The 23,648-nt window shown below is 55.4% G+C and carries 21 protein-coding genes; 16 read left to right on the plus strand and 5 right to left on the minus strand.

Features of this window, described 5'->3' with window-relative positions; translation table 11 throughout:
* Window positions 1-7 precede the first annotated feature (7 nt).
* The gene (locus LOC70_RS00460) at window positions 8-889 is read right to left on the minus strand and encodes a helix-turn-helix domain-containing protein (RefSeq protein ID WP_390888973.1); all 882 of its coding nucleotides are present in this window, start codon (window positions 887-889) and stop codon (window positions 8-10) included.
* Window positions 890-1,018: 129 nt separating this feature from the next.
* Here LOC70_RS00460 and LOC70_RS00465 point away from each other — a divergent pair, with 129 nt between their 5' ends.
* The 12 genes from LOC70_RS00465 (at window position 1,019) to LOC70_RS00520 (ending at window position 14,673) form a co-directional block, all read left to right on the plus strand.
* A complete protein-coding gene (locus tag LOC70_RS00465) occupies window positions 1,019-2,224 on the plus strand; it encodes a zinc-dependent alcohol dehydrogenase (RefSeq protein WP_230251292.1) in 1,206 nt (401 codons plus the stop codon).
* 114 nt (window positions 2,225-2,338) lie between these two features.
* Entirely contained in the window at window positions 2,339-2,746 is a 408-nt protein-coding gene (rbsD, locus tag LOC70_RS00470; protein WP_230251293.1) for a D-ribose pyranase, read from the plus strand.
* A 57-nt stretch (window positions 2,747-2,803) separates the two neighbouring features.
* Window positions 2,804-3,793 carry a D-ribose ABC transporter substrate-binding protein gene (locus LOC70_RS00475; protein ID WP_230251294.1) on the plus strand — a complete coding sequence of 330 codons (990 nt, stop codon included), beginning with the start codon at window positions 2,804-2,806 and terminating at the stop codon, window positions 3,791-3,793.
* On the plus strand, window positions 3,790-4,446 hold the full coding sequence (locus LOC70_RS00480) for a DUF2291 family protein (RefSeq protein ID WP_230251295.1): 657 nt from the start codon (window positions 3,790-3,792) through the stop codon (window positions 4,444-4,446). Before LOC70_RS00475 ends, LOC70_RS00480 begins: the two co-directional genes overlap by 4 nt.
* Window positions 4,443-5,969, plus strand: coding sequence for a sugar ABC transporter ATP-binding protein (locus tag LOC70_RS00485; protein WP_230251296.1), 1,527 nt, complete (start codon window positions 4,443-4,445; stop codon window positions 5,967-5,969). The genes LOC70_RS00480 and LOC70_RS00485 overlap by 4 nt, the downstream gene beginning before the upstream one ends.
* A complete protein-coding gene (locus tag LOC70_RS00490) occupies window positions 5,966-6,940 on the plus strand; it encodes an ABC transporter permease (RefSeq protein WP_230251297.1) in 975 nt (324 codons plus the stop codon). Before LOC70_RS00485 ends, LOC70_RS00490 begins: the two co-directional genes overlap by 4 nt.
* A 55-nt stretch (window positions 6,941-6,995) precedes the next feature.
* The gene (gene rbsK / locus LOC70_RS00495; protein ID WP_230251298.1) at window positions 6,996-7,916 is read left to right on the plus strand and encodes a ribokinase; all 921 of its coding nucleotides are present in this window, start codon (window positions 6,996-6,998) and stop codon (window positions 7,914-7,916) included.
* Complete coding sequence (locus tag LOC70_RS00500) at window positions 7,901-9,253, plus strand: pectate lyase family protein (RefSeq protein WP_230251299.1); 1,353 nt, start codon at window positions 7,901-7,903, stop codon at window positions 9,251-9,253. Before rbsK ends, LOC70_RS00500 begins: the two co-directional genes overlap by 16 nt.
* 62 nt (window positions 9,254-9,315) lie before the next feature.
* Window positions 9,316-10,743: a nucleoside hydrolase-like domain-containing protein gene (locus tag LOC70_RS00505; RefSeq protein ID WP_230251300.1), complete on the plus strand. Its 1,428-nt coding sequence runs from the start codon at window positions 9,316-9,318 to the stop codon at window positions 10,741-10,743.
* Complete coding sequence (locus LOC70_RS00510; RefSeq protein WP_230251301.1) at window positions 10,743-12,053, plus strand: nucleoside hydrolase-like domain-containing protein; 1,311 nt, start codon at window positions 10,743-10,745, stop codon at window positions 12,051-12,053. Before LOC70_RS00505 ends, LOC70_RS00510 begins: the two co-directional genes overlap by 1 nt.
* A gap of 55 nt (window positions 12,054-12,108) precedes the next feature.
* Window positions 12,109-13,467 (plus strand): DUF1593 domain-containing protein, encoded by a 1,359-nt coding sequence (locus LOC70_RS00515; RefSeq protein ID WP_230251302.1) that lies wholly within the window; start codon window positions 12,109-12,111, stop codon window positions 13,465-13,467.
* Window positions 13,468-14,673 carry an endo-1,4-beta-xylanase gene (locus LOC70_RS00520; protein WP_230251303.1) on the plus strand — a complete coding sequence of 402 codons (1,206 nt, stop codon included), beginning with the start codon at window positions 13,468-13,470 and terminating at the stop codon, window positions 14,671-14,673.
* An 18-nt stretch (window positions 14,674-14,691) separates the two neighbouring features.
* On the opposite strand, the gene LOC70_RS00525 is transcribed toward LOC70_RS00520, so the two are convergent.
* Complete coding sequence (locus tag LOC70_RS00525) at window positions 14,692-16,392, minus strand: glucuronyl esterase domain-containing protein (protein ID WP_230251304.1); 1,701 nt, start codon at window positions 16,390-16,392, stop codon at window positions 14,692-14,694.
* A gap of 96 nt (window positions 16,393-16,488) precedes the next feature.
* Here LOC70_RS00525 and LOC70_RS00530 point away from each other — a divergent pair, with 96 nt between their 5' ends.
* On the plus strand, window positions 16,489-17,502 hold the full coding sequence (locus LOC70_RS00530) for a 3-keto-disaccharide hydrolase (protein WP_230251305.1): 1,014 nt from the start codon (window positions 16,489-16,491) through the stop codon (window positions 17,500-17,502).
* A gap of 58 nt (window positions 17,503-17,560) precedes the next feature.
* On the opposite strand, the gene LOC70_RS00535 is transcribed toward LOC70_RS00530, so the two are convergent.
* A complete protein-coding gene (locus LOC70_RS00535) occupies window positions 17,561-19,159 on the minus strand; it encodes a sigma-54-dependent Fis family transcriptional regulator (protein WP_230251306.1) in 1,599 nt (532 codons plus the stop codon).
* Window positions 19,160-19,382: 223 nt separating this feature from the next.
* Between LOC70_RS00535 and LOC70_RS00540 the strand changes: the two genes are divergently transcribed.
* The 3 genes from LOC70_RS00540 (at window position 19,383) to LOC70_RS00550 (ending at window position 21,639) form a co-directional block, all read left to right on the plus strand.
* The gene (locus LOC70_RS00540) at window positions 19,383-19,976 is read left to right on the plus strand and encodes a carboxymuconolactone decarboxylase family protein (RefSeq protein WP_230251307.1); all 594 of its coding nucleotides are present in this window, start codon (window positions 19,383-19,385) and stop codon (window positions 19,974-19,976) included.
* A 62-nt stretch (window positions 19,977-20,038) separates the two neighbouring features.
* The gene (locus LOC70_RS00545) at window positions 20,039-20,509 is read left to right on the plus strand and encodes a nuclear transport factor 2 family protein (RefSeq protein ID WP_230251308.1); all 471 of its coding nucleotides are present in this window, start codon (window positions 20,039-20,041) and stop codon (window positions 20,507-20,509) included.
* A 119-nt stretch (window positions 20,510-20,628) separates the two neighbouring features.
* A complete protein-coding gene (locus LOC70_RS00550) occupies window positions 20,629-21,639 on the plus strand; it encodes an alpha/beta fold hydrolase (protein ID WP_230251309.1) in 1,011 nt (336 codons plus the stop codon).
* A gap of 28 nt (window positions 21,640-21,667) precedes the next feature.
* Here LOC70_RS00550 and LOC70_RS00555 read toward each other — a convergent pair whose 3' ends face one another.
* Window positions 21,668-23,089 (minus strand): FecR domain-containing protein, encoded by a 1,422-nt coding sequence (locus LOC70_RS00555; RefSeq protein ID WP_230251310.1) that lies wholly within the window; start codon window positions 23,087-23,089, stop codon window positions 21,668-21,670.
* Window positions 23,086-23,637 carry a sigma-70 family RNA polymerase sigma factor gene (locus LOC70_RS00560; protein ID WP_230251311.1) on the minus strand — a complete coding sequence of 184 codons (552 nt, stop codon included), beginning with the start codon at window positions 23,635-23,637 and terminating at the stop codon, window positions 23,086-23,088. Before LOC70_RS00560 ends, LOC70_RS00555 begins: the two co-directional genes overlap by 4 nt.
* Window positions 23,638-23,648: the final 11 nt, after the last annotated feature.

Genomic DNA, 23,648 nt, shown 5'->3' on the forward strand with positions numbered 1-23,648 from the left:
CAGTTGTTCAAAAACTTTTGGTGCGGCACTCGTTACGAAAGCGACTGGGGGTGGTGCCGGTGACCTCTTTGAAAGCTCGGTTGAAACGGCTGAGCGATTCAAAGCCCGATTCCCAGGCGATATGCACGATTTGTTCGTTGCTGGTGATGAGCAATCGTTGGGCTTCGGCCACGCGGTGACGTGTGATCAGGCTGTTGAGGGTGGTGCCGAAAGTTTTGCGAAACAGGGTGGCCGCATAGTCGGGATGCAGGTCCACACTGTCGGCGATGTCCTTGATTAGCAAACGTGATTTGTAGTGGCGAGCAATGTAGCAAGCCATCAATTCCGCTTTCTTTAGATTCGGAGAATGCTGAACCGCATTTTTCGGTTCGTCACAGGTCGGTTGGTCGCCGTACACACTTGGGTTGCGTCGATGCGAATGAGCCAGACGCATCAAACGAGCCTTCAGTTCCAATCGCACGATGTCTTGCGAGTCCGTGCTTCCATCTTTCAGGTCGCGATGCCACTGAGCGAAAAGCGATTGATCCAGGTCAGCGTCGAACTGTTCGCAGTGATGTGAAATCACGTTGCCTGTGATCAGTTGGGATTGGAAGTTCTCCGGCAATCCCCATTGCAGAAACATGCCGAAAGGAATTGTCACCACGTAGTAGTGCGAGACTTCGTTGAACTGGACGATTTGATGGGGGACCGCTGCCCAAAATACGGACACGTTTTGGGCATCCACGGTCACACGTCGCCCGCCGATCAGATAGGTCAGCGTGCCTCGGTCAACAAAGTTGACTTCGATTTCATCGTGGCGATCGGGACGGGACATTCGCATCGGTTCCCAGATCTCGCAAGTGAAACCGTAGGGAGCGAAGTCCGGTCGATGACTGTCAAAATGCCTCATGGCCTCAGGATAGTGTCAGCGGCAGCCGTAATCGAGGTAGAATGGGCTTTTATCTGCTGTAAACTTGCCTCCCTCGTCCACCAGCCTCGTTCGCGGAGTTGGGCTTATCGCACCGTTTGGAGCCAATCAATGTCTCAAGTACTGGATTCTCAAAACGCCCAACAGCAAGCGGGCGCCCCGCCTCAAACGGTTCGTGCTGTCGCGATGACGGCTCCCGGCCAGACAGAGATGCGGACGTATCCGTATCCGACGATGGACCACGATTCGGCAATTCTGAAGGTGGACATGTCGGGGATCTGCGGTACGGATCGGCACATCTTCAAAGGCGAGGCAACGGAGCTTCGTGGCAAGTCGATCTACCCGTATGTCGGCGGTCATGAAGTCATCGGAACGATTGTCGAAATCGGTGGTAACGCCGCGAAGACGATGGACTATGACAAGCAGGTGCTGAAGGTCGGCGATCGAGTCGCGATCGCGGTGGAGGTGAATTGTGGGCACTGTGTTTATTGCCGGAAGCACTACAACAACACGACATGTTTGAATCAGATTCAAGCTTACGGATTGCACCCCAACGCCGACACGCTTCCCTATCTGCGAGGTGGTTTCGCCGAATACATGTACATCCGGCCTGGGACCCACTTGTTCAAAGTTCCTGAAGAAATGCCAACCGACATCGCCGTGTTCGTCGAGGAGATGGCGGTCGCCTATCACTCGCTGGCTCGTGCGGCGGGGCCTTTTGCACCGGTCAATGAAGGCTTCGGTCCGGGAATGTCCGTGGCGGTGTTGGGCAATGGTCCACTTGGGATTCTTCACGGAATCATGGCCAGCATTCATGGTGCCGGTCTTCGCATCGCAACGGATCTATCTGAGTTGCGGTTGGGCAAAGCCAAGCACCTGTACGCCGACGTCACGCTCAATGCTGCGAAGATTTCAGAAGAAGAGCGGATCGCTCAGGTCAAAGACATGACGGACGGCGTTGGCCCAGATCTAGTCATCGAATCCGCGGGTGAGCCGGAAGCCTTCATCGAGGCGTTGAAAATGGTTCGCAAGGGTGGCACGGTGATCGAAGTGGGGAATTGGGTTGATCTTGGCAAGCCTGTTGACTTGGATGTGATGCAGCACATCAGTTCCAAGAACCTGCACATTCATTCGGTATTTCATTGCGGCACCGATTGGCGTCCGGTTCTGAACATCCTGAACCAACAATCCGATCGCTACGACTTTCCGTCTTTGATCACACACCGTTTTGGCTTGGACGAGTTGGTGGAAAAGTTCGGCACGGTCACCGACTTCGACGAGTGTTGCAAGATTGAAGTGTTGCCCCACAAGAGCTGACTCGACGGATCAGCGAGACCGCGTCGAGTGTGCGGGGCAGGCACTCGATGCGGTTTCTTCGCGTTTGCTCAGCCTACCTGTCATCGATGCAATATCTCGTTTTCTCAATCATTTATGAAACGCAGTCGCCTGCTCAACAGTGAACTTAGCTATGCGATCAGTCGCATTGGCCACACATCGTCGATCACGCTGTGTGATGCGGGGCTGCCCATTCCCAACGGTGTTCCTAGGATCGACTTGGCAATCGAAAATGGATACCCATCGTTCATCCGAACATTGGATGCGATGCTCAGTGAGATGATGGTGGAAGAAATTGCCATTGCCGTTGAGATTCATCGTCACAACCCGAATGTCCACCAGCAGATGATGGAGTGTTTTTCCAAACACAAAATGCAAATTCGCGTCGTCGAGGTTGTTCACGAAGAGTTCAAGCGAATGACACGCGAGAGTGAAACGATTGTGCGAACCGGTGAATGCACACCTTACGCGAACGTTATCTTGAGGTCCGGTGTTGTCTTCTGAACGCCGCGATTGACTTTCGCGACTGACTGCCAAACTCCTGCCCCACCAGGAATCCCCATGAAACTGAAAACCACTTTCCAAGTCGCTCCTCTTTTGTGCGTATGGTTCGGCGTCCTCATCAGCGGTTGCAACCCGTCCAGCACCGACGGTTTGAATGCCGGCAACCCGGAGGTGCAATCGGACAAGATTGCGGTTGTCGTCTCGACGCTGAACAATCCGTGGTTCGTGGTGCTGGCCGAATCGGCAAGAGAGAACGCGGCAAAGTTGGGTTACGAAGCCGTTGTGTTTGATTCGCAAAATGATCCGGCGAAAGAAACGGCCCACTTCGACAATGTGATCGCGTCGGGCTACGCAGCAGTCTTGTTCAATCCCACCGATGCGGATGGTTCGGTGGCGAATGTTCGACGAGCCAAAGAGGCGGGGGTGCCGGTGTTTTGTATGGATCGCGAAATCAATGCGACCGATGCTGCGGTCTCGCAAATTTTGTCGGACAACTATTCCGGGTGTGTCGACATCGGCCAACACTTCGTTCGCGAAGTCGGAGAGTCAGGAAAGTATGTCGAATTGTTGGGGCTGGTTGGCGACAACAACACTCGTAACCGATCCGATGGATTTCACAGTGTGGTCGACCGGTATCCCGAGCTGAAAATGGTGGCTCAGCAGAGTGCCGACTTTGATCGTGCGAAGTCATTGGAGGTCATGGAAACGATCTTGCAAGCGAACCCTGACATCGACGCCGTGTTCTGTGGCAATGATGCGATGGCGATGGGGGCCTACCAAGCGTTGCTGGCCGCGGGCAAAAACGAAAGCGTCAAAGTATTTGGATTCGATGGAGCCGACGACGTGGTGCGGATGATTTCCGAAGGAAAGATCACCGCGACGGGGATGCAGTTTCCAAAGTTGATGGCTCAGACCGCGGCGGAGTATGCGGACCAGTACCTCAAGGGCGTTGCCGAGTTGCAACAGAAAATTCCTGTTGCGGTGGAACTGGTGCACCAAAACAACGCGGACAAGTACTTGTCGCAAGACAATGAGGACGCGAAGTGAATGCGACTCAGCATCGTTGGCTGGTTCGCTTGGCGATGGCGGTTGTGTTTTTGATCGTGATCACGATTTGGCCGTTGTTTCGAATCATTCCGCTGGAGCAAGCTGATCGTGTGTCCGCCGAGCAAACCACTCGGTTTGATGCGAGCGAATTCGTGCAACAATTTTGGACGGATTCACTCCTGCCATCCAAGAAGCATGCGACGGATGCGGAGGAATTGATCCGAGCGATTGAAACGGACCCGGCGACGGCGAAAGCGAAGTATGGGCGAAGTGTGGGGCTGAGCACGGCCTATCATTACTTCGTCTCCGGAGCCGGACGCGTGGTGCGGATTGAACGCAACTCGATTGGAATCGCGATCGATGCGGAGAGTGATGCGGCGCAAATCGTTTTGGAAACCGGGCCAGTGTTCGGCAACGTGATTCGCGACGGAACTGGTTTGCTCGACGTCAACGATTTTGCCAACTCGCGAGATTTCAACGCGGTATCGGGTGTGATCAACCGTCGGGTGGAATCCGAAGTGCTGCCGGAGTTGAAGTCGTACGCGGCGCCGGGAGCGTGGATCCTGTTTGTTGGTTGCGCCCGGATCTCCGACGAGGAAACGGACTTGGCACCCATGCGTGTCATTCCGTTCGACGTGGAGACACGGAAATGACGCCAAACGATTCTGTGTTGGAAGCCTGTTCGATTTCTAAATCGTTTCCCGGTGTCAAAGCCTTGGACGCGGTCGATTTGACTCTGCGGTCGGGGCGTTTGACGGCTTTGTTGGGGGAAAACGGAGCCGGAAAATCAACGCTGATGAAGATCTTGGCCGGGGTTCAGCCACCCGATGACGGTGCCTTGAAGTTGCATGGCGAATCGATCTCGCTGGCGAACCCCAAAGATGCTCTGGATCATGGCATTGCGATGATCCACCAAGAGCTGTGTTTGGTGCCGCATTTAAGTGTGGCGGAAAATCTGTTTCTCGGTCGCGAACCGGTTCGATTCGACACCCTGATCCACTACCGGGACATGAATCAGCGGGCGGCGATTTTACTGGAACGATTGGAACTGAACATCTCTCCGACCACGCCTGTCGGCAAACTGCGTGTGGGTCAACAACAACTAGTCGAAATTGCGCGTGCTTTCGCCGGTGACGTTCGCGTCCTGATCATGGACGAACCCACATCGGCGATCACGGAACACGAAACGCAGGTGCTGTTTCGTTGTATCGCGGATTTGAAAAAGCAGAACGTCGCGATTGTTTACATCACTCATCGTTTGGAAGAGCTGTCGTACATCGCGGACGACGTCGCGGTGATGCGAGATGGTCGAATGATCGGCACAGCGGATCACGGCGTTCACTCGCAAGACGAGTTGGTTCGAATGATGGCGGGACGCGACGTCCAGACTTCCGTTCGGTCAGCATCCGTGATGGATCAGGAAGCATTGCGAGTGGAAAACATCCGTTTGCCGCACCCAACTCGACCGGCCGACAAAGTGGTCGACCAAGTCAGCTTTCACGTCCGTCGCGGTGAGGTTTTCGGCATTTTTGGATTGATGGGGGCGGGCCGAACGGAGTTGCTCGAGTGCATCTTTGGGCTGCATCACGGCAGCAGCGAAGGAAGAGTGGTGGTCGGCGGAAACGAGGTGACGATGAGGTCACCTCAACACGCGATTCGTAGCGGGTTGGCGTTGGTTCCGGAGGATCGCAAGCAAGATGGTTTAGTACTTTCCATGACGGTCCAGGAAAACGCAAGTTTGGCCAGTTTGGATCGGGTCTCGCGTTGGGGATGGCTGAACGCATCCGGGGAAGAAAACCATGTTCGTCGTTTCATCGATCGTTTTCGCGTCAAGACGCCGTCGTTGCGAGAGAAGATCCTGAACCTAAGTGGTGGCAACCAACAGAAGGTGATTTTAGCGAAGTGGTTGGCAACCGATCCGACCGTTTTGATGCTGGACGAGCCGACGCGGGGAATCGACGTGCAGGCCAAGAATGAAATTTACGAATTGATCAACGAACTGACGGCCGAAGGATTGGCGGTGGTGATGGTGTCATCGGAGTTACCCGAGGTGATGGCGGTCTCGGACCGAGTGTTGGTGCTCTCGGAAGGCCGCGCGACCGCAGAATTTGAACGTCAAAGTGTCACCGACGAGGACGTCCTGCACGCTGCACTTCCTCGGAGGGCAGCCTCATGACGTGGAATCGCGAACAACTAGCGAAGTTTCAATCGATCGCTGCGTTGGTGGTGATGCTGATCGCGATGAGCGTACTGTCCGACAGCTTCCTGACTCCTGAAAACGGGTTGAATATCCTGCGGCAAATCTCAGTCAATCTGTGCCTCTCGATTGGTATGACGTTGATCATTCTGACGGCCGGAATTGATCTGTCCGTCGGTGCCATCCTGGCGTTCTCCGGTGCGATCGCGGCCGGGGTTTTGAAAAATGGACTGCGGCTGGACGGCCTGGGCGTTCAATTGGAGTTCACGGTCTTTGGGGCCATCGTTGCCGGTCTGTTGGTGGGATCGGCTTGTGGCATGTTCAACGGTGTGGCGATAACTTGGTTCAAGTTGCCGCCGTTTGTCGCCACTCTGGGTATGTTCAGCATTGCTCGAGGGTTGACCATGTTGTGGACCGGAGGGTTCCCCGTGACTGGTTTGGGGGAAACGTTCGGAGCCATCGGCACAGGAATGGTGCTGGGTGTGCCGGTGCCCGTATGGATCACCGCGGCTCTGGTGTTGGTGTTTGTCGTGCTGACCAAACGCATGCGTTTCGGCCGACATTTGTACGCCGTTGGTGGGAACGAACGAGCCGCGTTGCTGACCGGTTTGCCAGTCGATCGAATCAAGATTGCGGTCTACACCTTGGGTGGTTTGTTGTCGGGCGTGGCGGGTTTGATCGTCACGGCTCGTTTGGACTCGGCCCAGCCCAATGCGGGTTTGGGGTACGAGCTGGACTCGATTGCTGCGGTGGTCATCGGCGGCACATCGTTGTCGGGCGGACGCGGTAGCGTGATGGGAACGGTGGTCGGTTGTTTGATCATCGGCGTTCTCAACAACGGACTATTCTTGTTGAATGTCTCGCCGTTTTGGCAACAAGTTGTCAAAGGGTTTGTCATCCTCGCTGCGGTGGCGATCGATCGCATGAGTCAGCGGGGTCAGTCGGTATGAAAACAGCTCAGCAAACAAATCCTCAATCAAAATTGCCAATCAAAGGACACTTCGCTTGAATCGTAGCCGCATCACCGTCGTGGGATCCGCGAATGTGGATTTGACATTTCGGACGTCACGTTTGCCGTTGCCGGGCGAAACGTTGGCGGGCCAATCGCTGCATCAGGGCATGGGTGGCAAAGGAGCTAACCAAGCCGTCGTGGCGGCAAGGCTTGGTGCGGACGTGTCGTTCATTGCCAAGGTCGGCGACGACGGGTTTGGCCAGCAAGCCTTGGACGCTTACACCGCCGACGGGATCGATGTGTCGTTCGTCCAACGCGAACCCGACTGCCCGACGGGCACGGCGGCAATCATGGTCGATGATGACGCGGAAAATTGCATCATCGTTGTGGCGGGGGCCAATGCGAAATTGACCGCGGACGACGTTCAGTCGGCACGCGCGGCGATCGAGCAATCCGACGCGGTGCTTTGCCAATTGGAAACACCCGTCGAGGCGGCCATCAAAGCGTTTCGGATCGCTCGCGCGGCCGGGGTGCGAACCGTTTTGACGCCGGCACCCGCGAAATTGGTGACGGATGAGCTGTTGTCGCTATGCGATGTGTGTGTGCCCAACCGAACCGAGATCGCGGAGATGGTCGGTCAACCGGTGCGGTCCGATGCAGACGCGTCGTCCGCGGCGGAGTCACTTCGCAAACGCGGCGTCAAACAAGTCGCGTTGACCTTGGGCGGCGACGGAGTGTTGGTATTGGATGACTCGGGGATCCAACACGTTGCTTCCCACAAAGTCGACGCGGTGGACACGACCGGTGCGGGAGACTCGTTCACGGGAGCCTTGGCCGTGTCGCTGAGCGAGGGTTTGAGCTTGGTCGAAGCCGCTCGCAAAGCATCGATCGTGGCCGCGATCTCAGTCACTCGCATGGGAACACAAACCTCTTTTCCGACTCAAAAAGAGATTCAGCAATGGTTCGTCAATTGAATCAGCGAAACTTGTTCACAGCTTTGGTTGCAATCTGGAGCATTAGCAGTGTCGCGATCGTTGCGACCGCTGCGGAGCCGACCGTGCCGGCTTTTCCGGGGGCCGAAGGCTACGGCGCACAAACTCGAGGCGGCCGCGGTGGCAAAGTCATCGCCGTTACCAACTTAAACGAGTCTGGCCCGGGCAGTTTTCGCGAAGCCATTGAGGCGAAGGGGCCACGCACCGTCGTCTTTCGCGTTTCGGGAACCATCGAAGGCAAGTACAAGATCAAGAATGACTTCATCACCATCGCGGGACAGACCGCACCCGGCGATGGCATCTGCATTCGTGGCAGTCTGTCGATCGGTGCCAGTGAAGTGATCATTCGCTACGTACGTGTCCGTCCCGATCCTTCCATTGGCGAAGTCGATGCGATCACCAGTCGTTACAACAAGAACATCATTTTGGATCACGTCTCGGCGAGTTGGAGCAGTGACGAAGTCCTGACGGTTTATTGGAACGAGAACGTCACGATCCAGTGGTGCATGATCACCGAAGCTTGTGCCAAATTTGTCAACGGTAAGAACACGGGACATCGGTTCGGCGGTATCTGGGGGAACGATTTAGGAACATATCACCACAATTTGTTCGCCCACAACGACAGTCGAAACCCGCGGTGGGGATCGGGCGTCAAACGCAACGATTATCGCAACAACGTTGTTTACAACTGGGGATACAACAGTTGCTACGGCGGTGAATACGCTCAACCGGGAGAGCCCGACCGTTCGACAGCGACGTTCAACATGGTCGCGAATGTTTACAAACCTGGGCCAGCGACAAAGCCCAAAGTCCAGCGTCGCATCGCAGAGCCTTCGACACGAGGAAATGGGGTGGCGGATTGGTACGTCGCGGACAATTGGGTGGTCGGTTTTCCTGAGGTCACCAATGACAACTGGCTTGGCGTGGACGGCGATGACTACCGCAAACTGAACACACCGTGGAATGCGATGTCGATCCAACAGCAAACGCCGCAGGAGGCGCTCGATTCGGTCATTGCGGAAGCGGGTTGCTCCTTTCCCGTTCGTGATTCCATTGACCAACGCATCATGAAAGAGTTGCAAAGCGGCACGGCCACGTTTGGTGAGAACGGCATCATCACGCATCCCAAGGATGTGGGTGGGTGGCCCGAGTTGAAGAGCCAACCGGCACCCTCTGATCGTGACAACGACGGCATGCCAGATTCTTGGGAAACCGAACATGGTTTGGATCCTGATGATTCGGCAGATGGTGCAGAAGATGGCAACGGAGACGGATACACCCACCTGGAAGACTACTTGAACTCACTGGTGACAGGTTGATCGCACTGGTCGATCGTACCGGTTGATCGCAACCTGAATCAAATTCCGAAAGTGAACCCACCATGAATCGAATCGCTCGTCTGTTTTTGCTGTTTGGGATCTGCGTGTCCGTTTGCCTGCATGCGTCGGCCGACAATCCGCGACTGTTTGTGTTGACCGACATCGAGAACGAACCGGACGACGCGATGTCGATGGTGCGATTGTTGGTGTACGCCAACCAGATCGACATCGAGGGTTTGGCCGCGACGACTTCGGTGCACCAGCAACGCCGAGTGGCTCCGGATCGCATTCGCAAGATCGTGAAAGCCTATGGTGAGGTTCGCGACAATTTGGAAAAGCACGAAGCCGGGTACCCGACCGCTCAGGCTTTGTTGGATTGCGTGTCCGAAGGGTTGCCGGTCTACGGGATGCAGGGTGTCGGTGAGGGCCAGGATTCAGCCGCCTCGGAAGCCTTGATCCGGGCCGTCGATCGTGAAGACCCGCGACCGATTTGGGTAACCGCTTGGGGCGGGCCGAGCGTGCTGGCTCAGTCGCTTTGGAAGGTTCGCGAAACTCGGTCGAAGGATGACCTCGCCAAGTTCGTTTCCAAAATTCGTGTTTATACGATCTCGGACCAAGACGACTCGGGGCCGTGGATGCGTGAGAACTTTCCAGACTTGTTTTACGTCGCCAGTCCCGGCTTTCATCCCGGCGGGGCTTATCATCAAGCGACTTGGAGCGGGATCAGTGGCGACCACTTCCACGCGAGATGTGATGGTGCCGACTTCTCTTTGGTGACCAATGAATGGCTGGAGAAAAACATTCGTCGCAAGGGACCGTTGGGCGAACAGTACCCGCATTGGGAATACCTGATGGAAGGCGACACCCCATCGTTTTTGAATCTGATCAACAATGGGCTGAGCAATCCCGAGCGTCCGGATTGGGGCGGATGGGGCGGTCGCTACGAACTTTACACACCACGCTATCGCAGGTGGTTTTTTCAAGAGGAAACGCGGCCGTTTTGGACCGATTCGGAAGACGAAGTCATGGGTGTGGACGGACGTTGGCACGACACCAACCACGCGACCATTTGGCGATGGCGGGAGGCGTATCAAAACGACTTTGCTGCGAGAATGGATTGGACGATTCGTTCGGTGGAGGACGCCAATCATCCACCAATCGTGAAGCTAAATCATGCCGATCGCATCACCGCCAAGAAGGGTGAGCTGATCGAGTTGGATGCATCGGCATCAACGGATCCTGATGGCGACGCGTTGTCATTTGAGTGGTTTAATTACGCAGAAGCCGGAACGTTTTTGTGTTCTAGCGGCACCACGGGACAGCCATTGTCAATCAATGCGTTTGATCAAGCCAAAGCTAGCTTTCGTGTGCCGACGCGAACCGTGATGCCGCCCGGCACCGGAACGATGCATGTGATCGTTGCGGTGACGGATCATGGATCACCAAGACTGACGCGTTATCACCGAGTCATCGTGGACGTGGTGAAGTGATGCGTTTGGTTGTTGATCGTTTTTTGGTTCTCTTGGTTTGTGTCTCGTTTGGCTGTGTGGCGATTCAGGCAGAGGAACCGTCGTCCCAGCAGGACCCAAACAGTAATGGTTTGCGTCCGCGTGTGATTGTTTCGACCGACATCGGTGGAACGGACCCAGACGACTTTCAGTCGATGGTGCACTTGTTGGTTTACGCGGATCGGTTGGATCTCGAAGGCTTGATTTCTTCACCGTTTGGTGAGGGGCGAGTGGAAGACCTGTTGGACGTGGTCGACTGCTACGAGAAAGACTTCACGAATTTGCGAAGCCACTCGGATCAGTACCCGACCGCGAATGTTTTGCGAGCGATTTGCAAACAAGGTGAAACGGAAGTTGCACCGCACGCCGGTGTGCGGCGTTCCACCGAAGGTTCGGATTGGATCATCCGGTGCGCCAAACGAGAAGATTCTCGACCGCTGCACGTGTTGGTTTGGGGAGGTTTGGAAGATTTGGCACAGGCCCTTCACGATGATCCTTCGATCTTGCCGCGTTTGCGGGTGTATTGGATCGGCGGTCCCAATAAGAAGTGGTCACCGGATGCTTATCAGTACTTGGTCGATCACCATCCGACGCTTTGGATGATCGAGTCCAATTCGGCGTACCGTGGCTGGTTTACCGGCGGGAATCAAAAGGGCGAGTGGGAAAACGAATCGTTTGTGCGAACTCACGTCAAAGATTTTGGTGAGCTTGGCAGGCTATTCGCCGCTCACAAAATGGATTTGAAAATGGGTGACACACCATCACTTGCCCGGTTGCTGAACGGTGTCGCGGAAGATCCCACCGCACCGAGTTGGGGCGGCCGATACGTGCGAGCTTGGCGGCGACCAAGGTTGGTCCTAGAACGCATGCCGACAGCATCCGATCGAATGGAAGTGTTTGGAATTCTCGAGCTGAATTTGTCGGTGGAGCAAACTCCCGCGAATCCCGAGGCGAAGTTGTTGGTCGAGAACCAAGCCTTGAATGGTCACTTCGCAGGCGATGGAACGGTTCGATTTCGGTTCTGTCCCAAAGCCGCCAAGCAATATGACTTTCGAATCAAAAGCAATGTGAAGTCGCTGGACGGATTGCAAGGCGAGGTGCGTGCGGTTTCGCCGGAACGTGCCGTCACGTCACAGCCGGATGATCGGCTTCCTCAGTGGTGGACGGACGATCCATCGAGCGACGTTGCCGAAGGACCGCACGCGGGAGCCAAAACCGTCAGCCAATGGCGAGAAGCTTACCTGGAAGACTTTGCCGAGCGAATGAAGCGTTGTGTTAAGGAAACACCGTGATGAATGAGTTTTATGAAAAAATGCATTTTTGCGAAAAGGGCTGGGAATGAGTTTGATGTGTCGAAAACATGATCGAATGATCGCGTCTTGGTTTGTCACGCTGGGCGGAATGCTGGTGCTAACCTTTCTGGCAGAAAGCCAATGCGTGATGGCGGACTCGCCGGTCTCTCACAAGCCGCGAATCATCACCACGACCGATTTGGGAGCTGATCCCGATGACGAGCAAAGCTTGGTGCGTCTGTTTGTCTCCGCGAATGAATTCGATCAAGAAGGCTTGATTGTCTCGACCGGTTGTTGGAAGAAATCGCAAAGCAACACGGCGATGTTGGACAAAATTGTTGACGCCTACGCAGAGTGCGAAGCCAATCTGAAGGTGCATGCCGAAGGCTTTCCTACGGCGGATGATTTGCGTTCCATCTCGATCATGGGGCAAACCGGTTACGGCATGGGCGATGTCGGTGACGGCAAAGACAGTCCCGGTTCAGAGTTGATCATCGCATCGGTAGACAAAGACGATCCTCGCCCGGTGTGGGTTGGATGCTGGGGTGGAGCCAACAACGTGGCGCAAGCGATTTGGAAAGTCCGTGCCACACGTTCGCCGGAAGAACTCAAAGCTTTTCTTAGCAAGTTGCGGGTGTTCGACATTCTGGGCCAAGACGACGCGGGAGCTTGGATCGCGAAAAACTTTCCCGACGTGTTCTACATTCGGGCGACGGCGGTATATGGGTGGCAGCCGTCGGATGACTACCTGGATCAACACATTCAAAACCATGGCCCTTTGGGAGCGGTTTATCCAGATCGCAAATGGGCGACCGAAGGTGACACGCCCGCGTTCATGCACGTCTATCCCAATGGGCTGAATGATCCCGAGCAGATTGATCAGGGTGGTTGGGGAGGACGGTTCAGCTTTGAAAAGAAAGCCGGGATCCGTAGCATGAAACCCGTCACCAACGAACATGAATTCGATCCGTACGAGATGTACGGAAACACGTCGGATGGCGCGAAAGCGATCAAACGTTGGAGCGAAGCGTACGACAACGATTTCGCCGCGCGGATGGATTGGAGCGTGACAAACAACTACGAAGATGCCAACCACCATCCAATCGCGGTGCTCAATGGCGATAAAACGCGAAGTGTGCTCACGCTGTCGGTTCGCCCCGGAACGTCGTTGACGCTCAAGGCGGATGGATCTTCTGATCCTGATAGGGATGAACTGGACTACGCTTGGGACATCTATCGCGAACCCAGTTCATTCGCTGGTGAGGTGGTCATTTCGGATGAGACATCCTCGACGGCTACCTTGTCGATCCCAAATGATGCATCGGGCACGAGCATTCACGTGGTGCTGACGTTGCAGGATCACGGCACACCGCGATTGACCGCTTACCGACGGGTTGTGCTGAACGTCGAGTGAATGCCGCTGAGACCAGACGGACTGAATCGAATCCCCACCTTTGAGATTGCTGAATTGATGAACGTTTTGAATCTTGGCTTTCGATCGACTTGCATCGGTGCAATGACAATATTGATACTTGGAGCTGGAGCCGTTGCGGTTCAGGCACAAGAATCCGAAGCACGGTCCCTAAAGAACGCCGTTGCTTCGCGATTCAAAATCGGAGTTGGGGTCAGCCATCAAGTGGTTCAGAATGCTGACGACGTGGCGTTGATTCGGCAGCATTTCCAAATTTTGACGCCAGAGAACTGCATGAAGCCGCAGGGCATCCATCCGGAGGAAGAACGATGGAATTTTGGTCCCACGGATGCTTTTGCGGACTTCGTTCGCGAAAACGATTTGGAGATGGTGGGGCATTGCTTGGTCTGGGCCAAAGACGATCGCACGGATCCGTGGATGATGAAAGAAGATGGCCAACCCGTCTCTCGCGAAAAGTTGCTCCAGAGGATTCAAAACCATGTTGACGTGGTGGTGGAGCGGTACGCTGATGTGTCCACGCATTGGGATGTGGTCAACGAGGCGATTGGTGACAGCGGCGATGGTTTACTTCGAGATTCGGTTTATTCGCGAACCACTGGCATCGATTTTATCGTCACGGCGTTCCAAGCCGCTCGGGCGAAGGATCCGGACGCGTTATTGATCTACAACGACTACAACGGACACAAGCCGGGCAAGCGTGAGAAGCTGATTGAATTTCTCAAGCAAGCCAAAGCCAAAGGGGCTCCCATCGATGCGTATGGCATGCAGGGGCATTTTGAGTTGGGAGACAATTCGTTGGACGAGCTGCGTACGACGTTCGATCAGCTTCGCGAATTGGGTGTCCAAGTGGTGGTGTCCGAACTGGACATCGACATCGTTCGTCGCGGACGTTGGTGGGCCGATGGAAATGCTCATCGCGAGGAACTGAAGAGCTTCGATCCGTACAAAGACGGGATGCCGGCGGAGATCGAGGCCGAGATGGTTCAGCAGTATGTGGCGCTCTTTCAATTGTTCGACGAGTATCAAGACATCATCGCTCGGGTGTCCTTTTGGAACCTGCACGATGGGCAGAGTTGGTTGAACTACTTCCCTTGGAATCGAGTCAACCATCCGCTGCTATTCGATCGCCAACGCCAACCCAAACCCGCGTTTGACGCGGTGATTGAGTTGCTGAATCAATCTGAATGACAGACGCGGCTCCCGCGATCAGTCGGTCGGTAGAAACGGCAATTTGCTGAGCATCAGTTTGTCGAGCAGGGCACCGTCTTCGCGGTAGGCGATGGTCAATGTGTGCGCGCCGGATGAGAGCGTTTGTTTGCCGAGCTTGACCCACTGCCAGCCTCGCGTGGTCAGTCCATTGGCGGCGGTGAACGACGCGTTGTCGAATCGAATCCAGAAGGAATCATCGTCAGCGGTCGGGCAATTCACGCGAGCGTAGAGATACTGGGTGCTTTCTTCGTCGAGTGTGAAGCTTGTTTGCAGGTGATCTTGCGTGTCTTGCGGAGCGGCGTCAGGGCTGTTGAGTTTCGGGGCCGCCGTGACGTATCTGCCTCCCGATGCGTCGGGGGCTGACCGAGTTTGCCAGGAGGTGCCCAACTCGCAGGCTTCCGCTTCCACGACGTGCGTTTGAGCTTCTTTGCCAAGCACCGCGGGAAAGGTTGATTCGCCTCGGCTCCATCCGTCGTACCAAAATTCGTGAGGCGTATCGTCAAAGGGATGTTTGGTGACGTCGGTGTTCACTTCGGTTTTGCCTCGCAGAAACTTATCGACGAAGGCTTCTACTTCGGGGCGTTGGTTGTCGGGGAGTTGGCAGTGTTGGTGGCCAGCGACGATTGAAAATCCAAATCGATCCGCGATGCCGAAGGTCTTCCAGACTTCGTGAGCCGCTCGACATGAAACATAGCCGGATTCGTCCGCCAGCCATTCGTAATCAGGATTGCCGAGGACCAGCAAAGCTCGCGGCGCGACCATCGCCATCAATTCGTGGTGGTCATAGGGTAGTTTCTCAACTGCCCGCGAAAACTGAAACATGTCTTCCAAAAACCACGCTCGGCTGGTCTTGCCGAGTGTTTCCACGTTGCCGAGCGTTTCGGAAACTCGCCACGCGGCCGCGCCGCCTCCGCCGGATTCTTGAGCGATCGTCAACGCGATTCGTTCGTCGAAGGCTCCCGCAAACAACGCCATCTTGCCGGCGAACGAGCATCCGGTCACGGCTAAATGTTCACGGTCGATGGGAAGTGTATCCGCGGTCAACTCCAAACCGTCAATGATGCGGCTGATGCCCCACGACCATGCACTGTAGGCACCGATTTGCGTCAGGTCAGGATAGAGACGATTGATAGGTTCCTCGCCGCGAATTTGTGTGTGCGACATGACTTGCGTGAAGTTGAACGCGATTTGAGCGACGTCTCGATCTGCGAAGATGTCGCTGGGAAGACTCCCGCTACCGCGACCAACTCCAATCACCGCAGGGAAAGGGCCCGAGCTTTCCGGGAGGCGAACCCCAGCGGTCAAGGTCAGCGTTTCTTCGCCAACGGTGACGTTCACGGTCAACGTTTCATCTGCAAAGCTCGCTCGGATGTCTTTTGGGCGAGGTGGTTTTTTTCCGATTCCGTAGTGCTCGATTTCAGCTTTGATTTCAGCGCGACGGCGACCCCAATCATCGAACTCGGTGGATCGGCCGCTGCCATCCGACCAAGCGAATGGATCCGGTAAAGGCTGGATCGATGTCAGGTCATCCAAGGTGGGCAGGGGAGGCAACGGAAACTCAGATCCCGTGTTTTCGTCGTCGTAAACAAGCGGAATGGATTGACCCGAAACCGGAAACGCGGTCGACGCGCAGCAGAACAGCAACAACAGACGGACAATCATCAAACGGTCTCCGCGAACGATGTGGGGTGGACCCATCAGTCTAACTTTGGCGAAGTGCGTCGTGTGAAAAGAGTATGCTGTTTGTAAGATCGAACCTTCCACGCAACGACAAACCAACAAACGGGCAAAAGAATGAATGAAGCGAAGGCTGACTGTGGAAAGACTTCGGCGGCGTTTGTCTTGTTGGGCTTGGGGATGCTTCCGCTCGTTGCTACCTCGGCAGATGAAGTGAGTGATTCATCTTGGTATGGCGATTGGTCCATTGATCTGCAATCCGAGACTCCCGCGTGGTTGCGGATCGAACGCACGCCAAATGGACCCGAGGTTCGTTTTCGACTGAATGTTGGAAGCGATGGTCCTCATTCCAACGTCCAGGTCAAAGACGGTCAGCTGCAGTTCACGTTGAAACAGAACCGCAAGGCGAGGGATCAAAAGATCGTTCGCCTTCGGGTGGATGGTGAGCAGTTGACGGGCGAGCTTCTGACCCAGGGACCTTACAACAAGACGACGGATCCGTTTGTTGGGCATCGGATACCGGCGATGCCGGATTCGGCACCGGATCTCAACCGTGTTCGATTTGAGATGCCACGGGCCATTTTCAACGGAAAGGACTTGAATGGTTGGCGACCGCATGAACCTGAAAAGATCAATGGTTGGAGTGTTCAAGACGGGATGCTGGTCAACACAACACCCAAGACGGACTTCAGTGCCACCGGCGCGTATGCGAACTTGCGAACAGAGGAAGAGTTCGAAGACTTCTGGTTGCACCTGGAGTTTCTGGTGGAAGAGAACCGAAACAGCGGCGTGTATCTGCGCGGAATGTATGAAGCTCAGGTCGTTGACCGAGACAGTCGAATGCAGGGCATCCAGGGAGTGGGGGCGATCTTCGGAGCGATTGAACCAAGAATCAATGCGGGGTTGCCCGGCGGTCAGTGGCAGACCTATGACCTGACTTTGGTGGATCGGCACGTCACCGTGGTGTTGAATGGCGAAAAAGTGATCGACAACCAACCGATTTCGGCACCGACGGCCGGGGCTGTGTGCACGGATCCGTCCAAGCCCGGTCCGCTGCTTTTGCAGGGCGACCATACGAACGTGAAGTACCGCAATTTGTACATCGCACCGGTGGTTTCGAGTAACGAGTGAGTCGGTTGCCCGGAAGATGGAGGCCACTGGCGGTTGCCACGTGCTGGTATGGCGTTGACTACTTGTCGATGCCCAGGGTTTTCATGCGTGAGGCGAGGGTGGTTGGCTTCATGCCCAGCAATTTCGCGGCTCCGGATTCGCCGTAGACCTTTCCGTTGCAAGCCGCCAACGCACGCTGCAGATTGGCTGTCTCAAAGGCTTTCATCTGGGCAAGCGTGAGGACTTCTTCCTCGGAACCATGATCGGACATCGGTGCTGGTCGTGACGATGCGTTGGATGTCAGTTCCAATCGCAGCTTGCCAGGAGGCGATGTGATCAACGCCCGTTCCAGCACGTGTTGCAGCTCACGGATGTTGCCCGGCCAGTCGTATCGCTGCATCTGCTGCACGTTGGACTGAGTGAGTCTTGGAATGGGTTTGCCGAGTCGGCGTGATAGGATCGACAGCAGGTGATGGGCCAGCAGTGGCAGATCATCTTTGCGATGGCGAAGTGGCGGAAGTTCGATCGGAAAAACGCTCAATCGATAGTACAGATCCGAACGGAAGTTGCCCGCCTCCGCTTCGGCTTTAAGATCACGATTGGTAGCGGCGATCACGCGAACGTTGACGTTGCGGGTGCGTTCTTCGCCAACACGTTCCAGTTCGCCTTCTTGCAACACGCGAAGCAGCTTGCTTTGCAGGTCCAGCGGGATCTCACCAATTTCATCCAGGAACAAGGTTCCTCCATCGGCCAATTCAAATCGACCGATGCGATCTCGCAACGCGCCGGTGAAGCTGCCTTTGGTGTGACCGAAGAACTCACTTTCGTACAGTTCACGAGGAATCGCCGCACAGTTGACTTTGATCAGCGGACGTTCGTGACGATCGGAACGGGCGTGGATCTCTCGGGCGACCAGTTCTTTGCCGGTACCACTTTCGCCCATGACCAAGACGGTGGAATCCGTTGGTGCGACCAAACGAATTTGTTGAGCAACTGTTTGCAACGCATCGCTCTGACCCACCATCTCACCAAACGCTTCGCCACGCAGCTCTTCTTGCAGATAGTCATTTTCCTGTTCCAAACGACTGCGAAGCGTTTCAATCTCTTCCCAAGCTTCCGCGTTGGCGATGGCGGAAGCGACGTGGTCCGCGATCATCCGCATCCAGTCCAAGCACGCATCACCAATGGCGGTTCGAGCAAAGACACCCAACACGCCCAACGAACGGCCGCGGTGAATCAAAGGTTGTCCGCCGAAGCCACGAATGTTTTCGGACTTTGCCCAATCCAGTTTGACCAGCCAATCCGGGTCTCCGTCGATGTCTTGAATTTCCATCGGAGTGCCCGTCGCCGCGATGCGACCGACTTTGCGAATGCCCAAAGGAAAGCGGCGAAATTCGCCATCAACTCGCGTCAGATCGGCCTCCGGGTTCACAATGGAATGCCCGGCACTGGCCACCAGATGCAAGCACTGAGTTTGGTCGGGACATTCGTTTCGCATGGGACAGGTCAGGCAACCTTCGCCCGGACGAATGAGCCAGATGCGCGCGAGCGCCACCGCTTCCGACGTTGAAAGGTGGTCAACGACCAGCCGCAGAACATCCGCGACGCTGCGTTGCTGGGCCATCGAGAGCAACAGCGATTTTGGATCACGGATGACGGGGATGTTCGGCGATTTCATGTCCGAAGTGTGCACGGAATTTCGTGGTTTCGCAACGAAAAATCGTGAAAGCACGATATTTCGTTGACTTGGTTTTTTGGTATTGGGTTTTGTAAGTGCATGCGCAGTAGTGTCTTAGGTGCTTTGTCGTTCGTTTGGCACAGATCATGCCTAAGGAGGGAGGCAACGCCGGCGAGCGTCGGCGACCCAAACTTTCTCTCTTCCAATTTTATGGAGCCCTACGATGACCCGTCTGAATGTTGTGAACCCAAACGAAGCAACTGGCAAAGCCCAAGAACTGCTCGCTGGTGTCCAAAGCAAGCTCGGCATGACCCCGAACATGATGCGATTGATGGCCAATTCCCCGGCGGTCTTGGATGCCTATTTGAAGTTCAGTGGTGCCGTCGCTGGTGGAAGCCTGGCAGCCAAGACTCGCGAAAAGATCGCTTTGGCGGTTGGGCAAAACAACTCGTGTGACTACTGCGTCAGCGCTCATTCCGCGATCGGAAAGATGGTTGGTTTGACCGCTGATGAAATCGAATCCGCTCGCCGAGGCCAATCAAGTGATGCCAAAGAGGCCGCTGGGTTGAAGCTTGCCGGTCAGTTGGTCGACAAGCGAGGTTTCGCGACCGATGACGATCTCGCCGCCGCTCGAGACGCCGGGATCGACGACGCCGAGATCGCTGAGATCGTGGCCAACGTCGCACTGAATCTCTTCACCAACTACTTCAACCATGTCGCTCAAACGGAGATCGATTTTCCTGTTGCGGAACCATTGGCGTGTGACTCGGAAGGCAAGTCGTGCAACAACCACGAAGAAGCCTGCAGCGTTTCCTGATTCGATTGCGTTAACCCGTGCGTGCGCCGGATAGCGGCGCCCGGACCAATGTGAGAAACGACATGACATCACCCACCGATATTCGCCCACCTTTCACGCGAGAGACCGCGATTCGAAAGGTGCGTGCTGCGGAAGACGCTTGGAACAGTCGGGATCCGCAACGAGTTGCCTTGGCCTATTCGGTCGACAGCGAATGGCGGAACCGCGATGTGTTCCTACAGGGCCGCTCGCAGATCGAGATGTTCCTTTCCGACAAATGGGAGCGGGAACTCGACTACCGTTTGGCCAAGCAATTGTGGGCGTTCAGCGAGAACCGAATCGCCGTTCGATTTCAGTATGAGTATCGAAACGCCGACGGACGATGGTTCCGCGCTTATGGAAATGAAAATTGGGAGTTCGACGCCGATGGGTTGATGCGTCGACGCGAAGCCAGCATCAACGACGATTCGATTGATGAAGCCGAACGCAAATTTCATTGGCCATTGGGCAAACGCCCCGAAGACGATGCGGGTTTGAAGGAACTCGTGAAGTGAGAAGCGGCAGATAACCGCTGAATTTGCTACTTACTAACCATTGCGTTGGGCCAAGATCCGTCCCGCAGGTTTGCCGCCTGTGGGACGGTCCGGTCCGCGTACACTATCCAACCTTGATCATGAAAAACATTGCAACCATCTCAATCGCGATCGGACTGGCGATCGCGACACTGGCATCTTCTTCCACCGTCGTCGCGGAAACGCCCTTGTCGGTCAATGAAGTGATAAACACTCCAGCCGCTCAAGTGGTCCACCGAACAGTCGAGATTGACGGGCTGTCGTTGTTCTATCGAGAGGCGGGGAACCCCGATCATCCGACTCTTCTACTGCTGCACGGGTTTCCGACATCGTCACATATGTTTCGCGATTTGATTCCGAAACTGTCCGATCGATATCACGTGATCGCTCCGGATTATCCCGGCTTTGGATTCAGTTCGGCTCCTTCGGTCGAGGACTACGACTACACGTTCGACAATCTCGCCAAATTGATCGAACGGTTCACCGAGCGTTTGGATTTGCAAAGCTACTCGCTTTACGTGATGGACTACGGAGCCCCCGTTGGATTCCGCTTGGCGGTGTCACATCCGGAGCGAGTGCAGGCGTTGATCATTCAAAACGGCAACGCGTATGTCGAAGGGATCGACAACGATTTTTGGGTGCCAGTCAAAGCTTATTGGAAGGATCGCTCGGTCGAGAATGGCGACAAGCTTCGCTCTTTTTTGACGCTTGATGCGACCAAGTGGCAATTCACCGACGGAGTTCGCAATGTGGAGGCGATCAGTCCGGACAATTGGGGACATGTGCAGCCGCTGTTGGATCGTCCTGGCAATCAGGAAATACAATTGGCATTGTTTCACAGCTATGGAAGCAACCCGCCACAGTATCCGGTGTGGCAGCGGTATCTGCGGGAGCATCAGCCACCGACTCTGATTGTGTGGGGAAAGAACGACAAGATCTTTCCCGCCGAAGGAGCGTTTCCCTATCAACGCGACCTACCCAAAGCGGAGCTTCATCTGCTGGACACGGGCCACTTCGCGTTGGAAGAGGATGGCGACGTGATCGCCAAGCACATGCGGCGTTTTCTTGATCAGCACGTGCCGCGATCGTTGGCTGAACCGCGTGCGAAGTAGAATTTGCAAGCGGATTGCATCACTCGAATCAGTCTTTGTTTGGAGACTGGTTCGTTGCGTTGTTGTCCAGCGATTGCCAAATTCGAAGCGTTGGTCCCGGCAAGGTTTCGTGGCGTGAGCTGGCGAAGGCATGGACCAATCCGCCGCCCAACGTCTCTTGCGTGTCGCGAACGATCAGCAATTCGATGATTCCGTTTTGGGAACGACGCAGCAATTCAACCAGTTGAGGTGATTCGATCACATGAGCACCCGATTGGACGCCTTTGGGAATGACGAACCGATGCACCAGCGACCAATCGCTGTTGTCAATCGGCGGAGCGATCCAAGGCGTCGCGGTGAGCGGAGCGAGATCGGTGTCTGGATCGAGAGTGCGACCATAGACCGAAAATGTGGAATCGGGGGTACGTGATGCGAACCCGAGTCCGGATGGTGTCGCGGTCAATTGCAATGAGCCGAGTTGGATCGGCTGGTTTTCAAGACCGCGAAGATCAAACCGAAGTCGAATCTGTCGATCAAACTCGTGGAGTTCATCGGACTTTTTGACCAGCAGCAGATCCTCCGGGCCTTTCCGTTCGTTCGGGTCACGCTGGATCCATTGGTCCGCGCCCAGGCCTTGCGCCGTGATGATCTGCGTCATTTGACGGAAGTCCGTGTCGTTGGGAACGTTGTAATCGCTGGGCGGAAGGATCTGTTGCGGCAGGAGCCAAGCCGAGGATCGTTCGGTGAGACGTTGTGTTTGGCCGGTTTCGCGAACTTCGAGATCAACTTTTCCGTCAAAGACTTCGACCATCGCTTCGCCCGCGGGTTTGACCGACACACCGAAGCTGGTTCCTTGGTCCGTTAGGCGACCGTTGGGCGTGTCGACCACAAAGCCGCGCATCCCGTCACGAACGGTGACGACCACTGTGCCACTGGCGAGCCGGCAATGCATCGCGTCGATGATGTGCAGCTCGGCCGGTCCCTCCAAATTGACTTGCGTTTGATTATCAAACCGCAGCGAGGCGAAGCCGCTTGCCAGTTGCAACCTTGCCTCGCCGAGACGTTGGCCTTCGATCAACGGAATGGTAGACGTTTGCCACAAACATTCGACGGTCGTTTCCAAGACTGCGAAGGTATTGTCAGCTGAAGTTCGGACAGGCGAGGTTTTCCAAAGGCCCAATGCCACAAGCAGTGTTGCTGTCAAGCCGACTGCAAGAGCAACCTTCTGTCCAGTGGAAGACGCGTTCGTTGTTTGGTTCTCGGGTTCATTGGACGCGAGGCTGTCACGCCCTTCGATCCCAAGCAAGCAGAGTTCTCCGTGAAGGCCGGCAACCTCCGAAAATTCGCGAACTCGTTTCTCGGAAGCCATGGTGAGCGATTCCAATTCGCTCGCTTCGTCTTCTTTCAATCGCCCATCCAGAAATGCATCGCGAAGATCGCGGAAGCGGGCGTCATCGTCTTGAGGTTTCATACGTCGATCCCCGCTTCCAATTTTCGTGTCACGCAGTCCCGCAAGGTGTCACGAACACGGCTGAGCATGCGATAAATGGCATCGAGTGACCGGCCGGTTCTCGAGGCGATCGATTCGATTTTGTCCCCGTCGGTGTAGCGTTGACGAATCAGGCTCTTGTGCCGGTCCGGTAGCGAGTTCACGCAGGCTTGTAGCAATTCGAGACGCTGGTTGTAGCGTTCGGTTCGCGTGTCCAACTCCGACGCGACGGTCGATAGAAATTCGTCCGAGAAGTGAAGGCGGCTGCGGGCTTGTTTCTGCCGCCAGGCTCGCATCTGGTTGAACGCAACTCGACAGGACCAAGCCGTGAAGTTGGTGCCGAGTTCAAAGTCGTCGAACTTTCGCCACAGGACCAAATCGGTTTCTTGCAAGACCTCTTCCACGTTGTCTCGATGATTCATCAGGCTCATCAGATAAGCAAAACGATACCGACGAGTTTGTCCGAGCAGCCGAACAAATTCTTCGGTGCGGTGCGCGGATCCGGTGAGATGGAGGTCGTGATCGGGCATTCAGTCTTGAT

This window comes from Rhodopirellula halodulae, from assembly GCF_020966775.1.
Classification (GTDB): Bacteria; Planctomycetota; Planctomycetia; order Pirellulales; family Pirellulaceae; genus Rhodopirellula; species Rhodopirellula halodulae.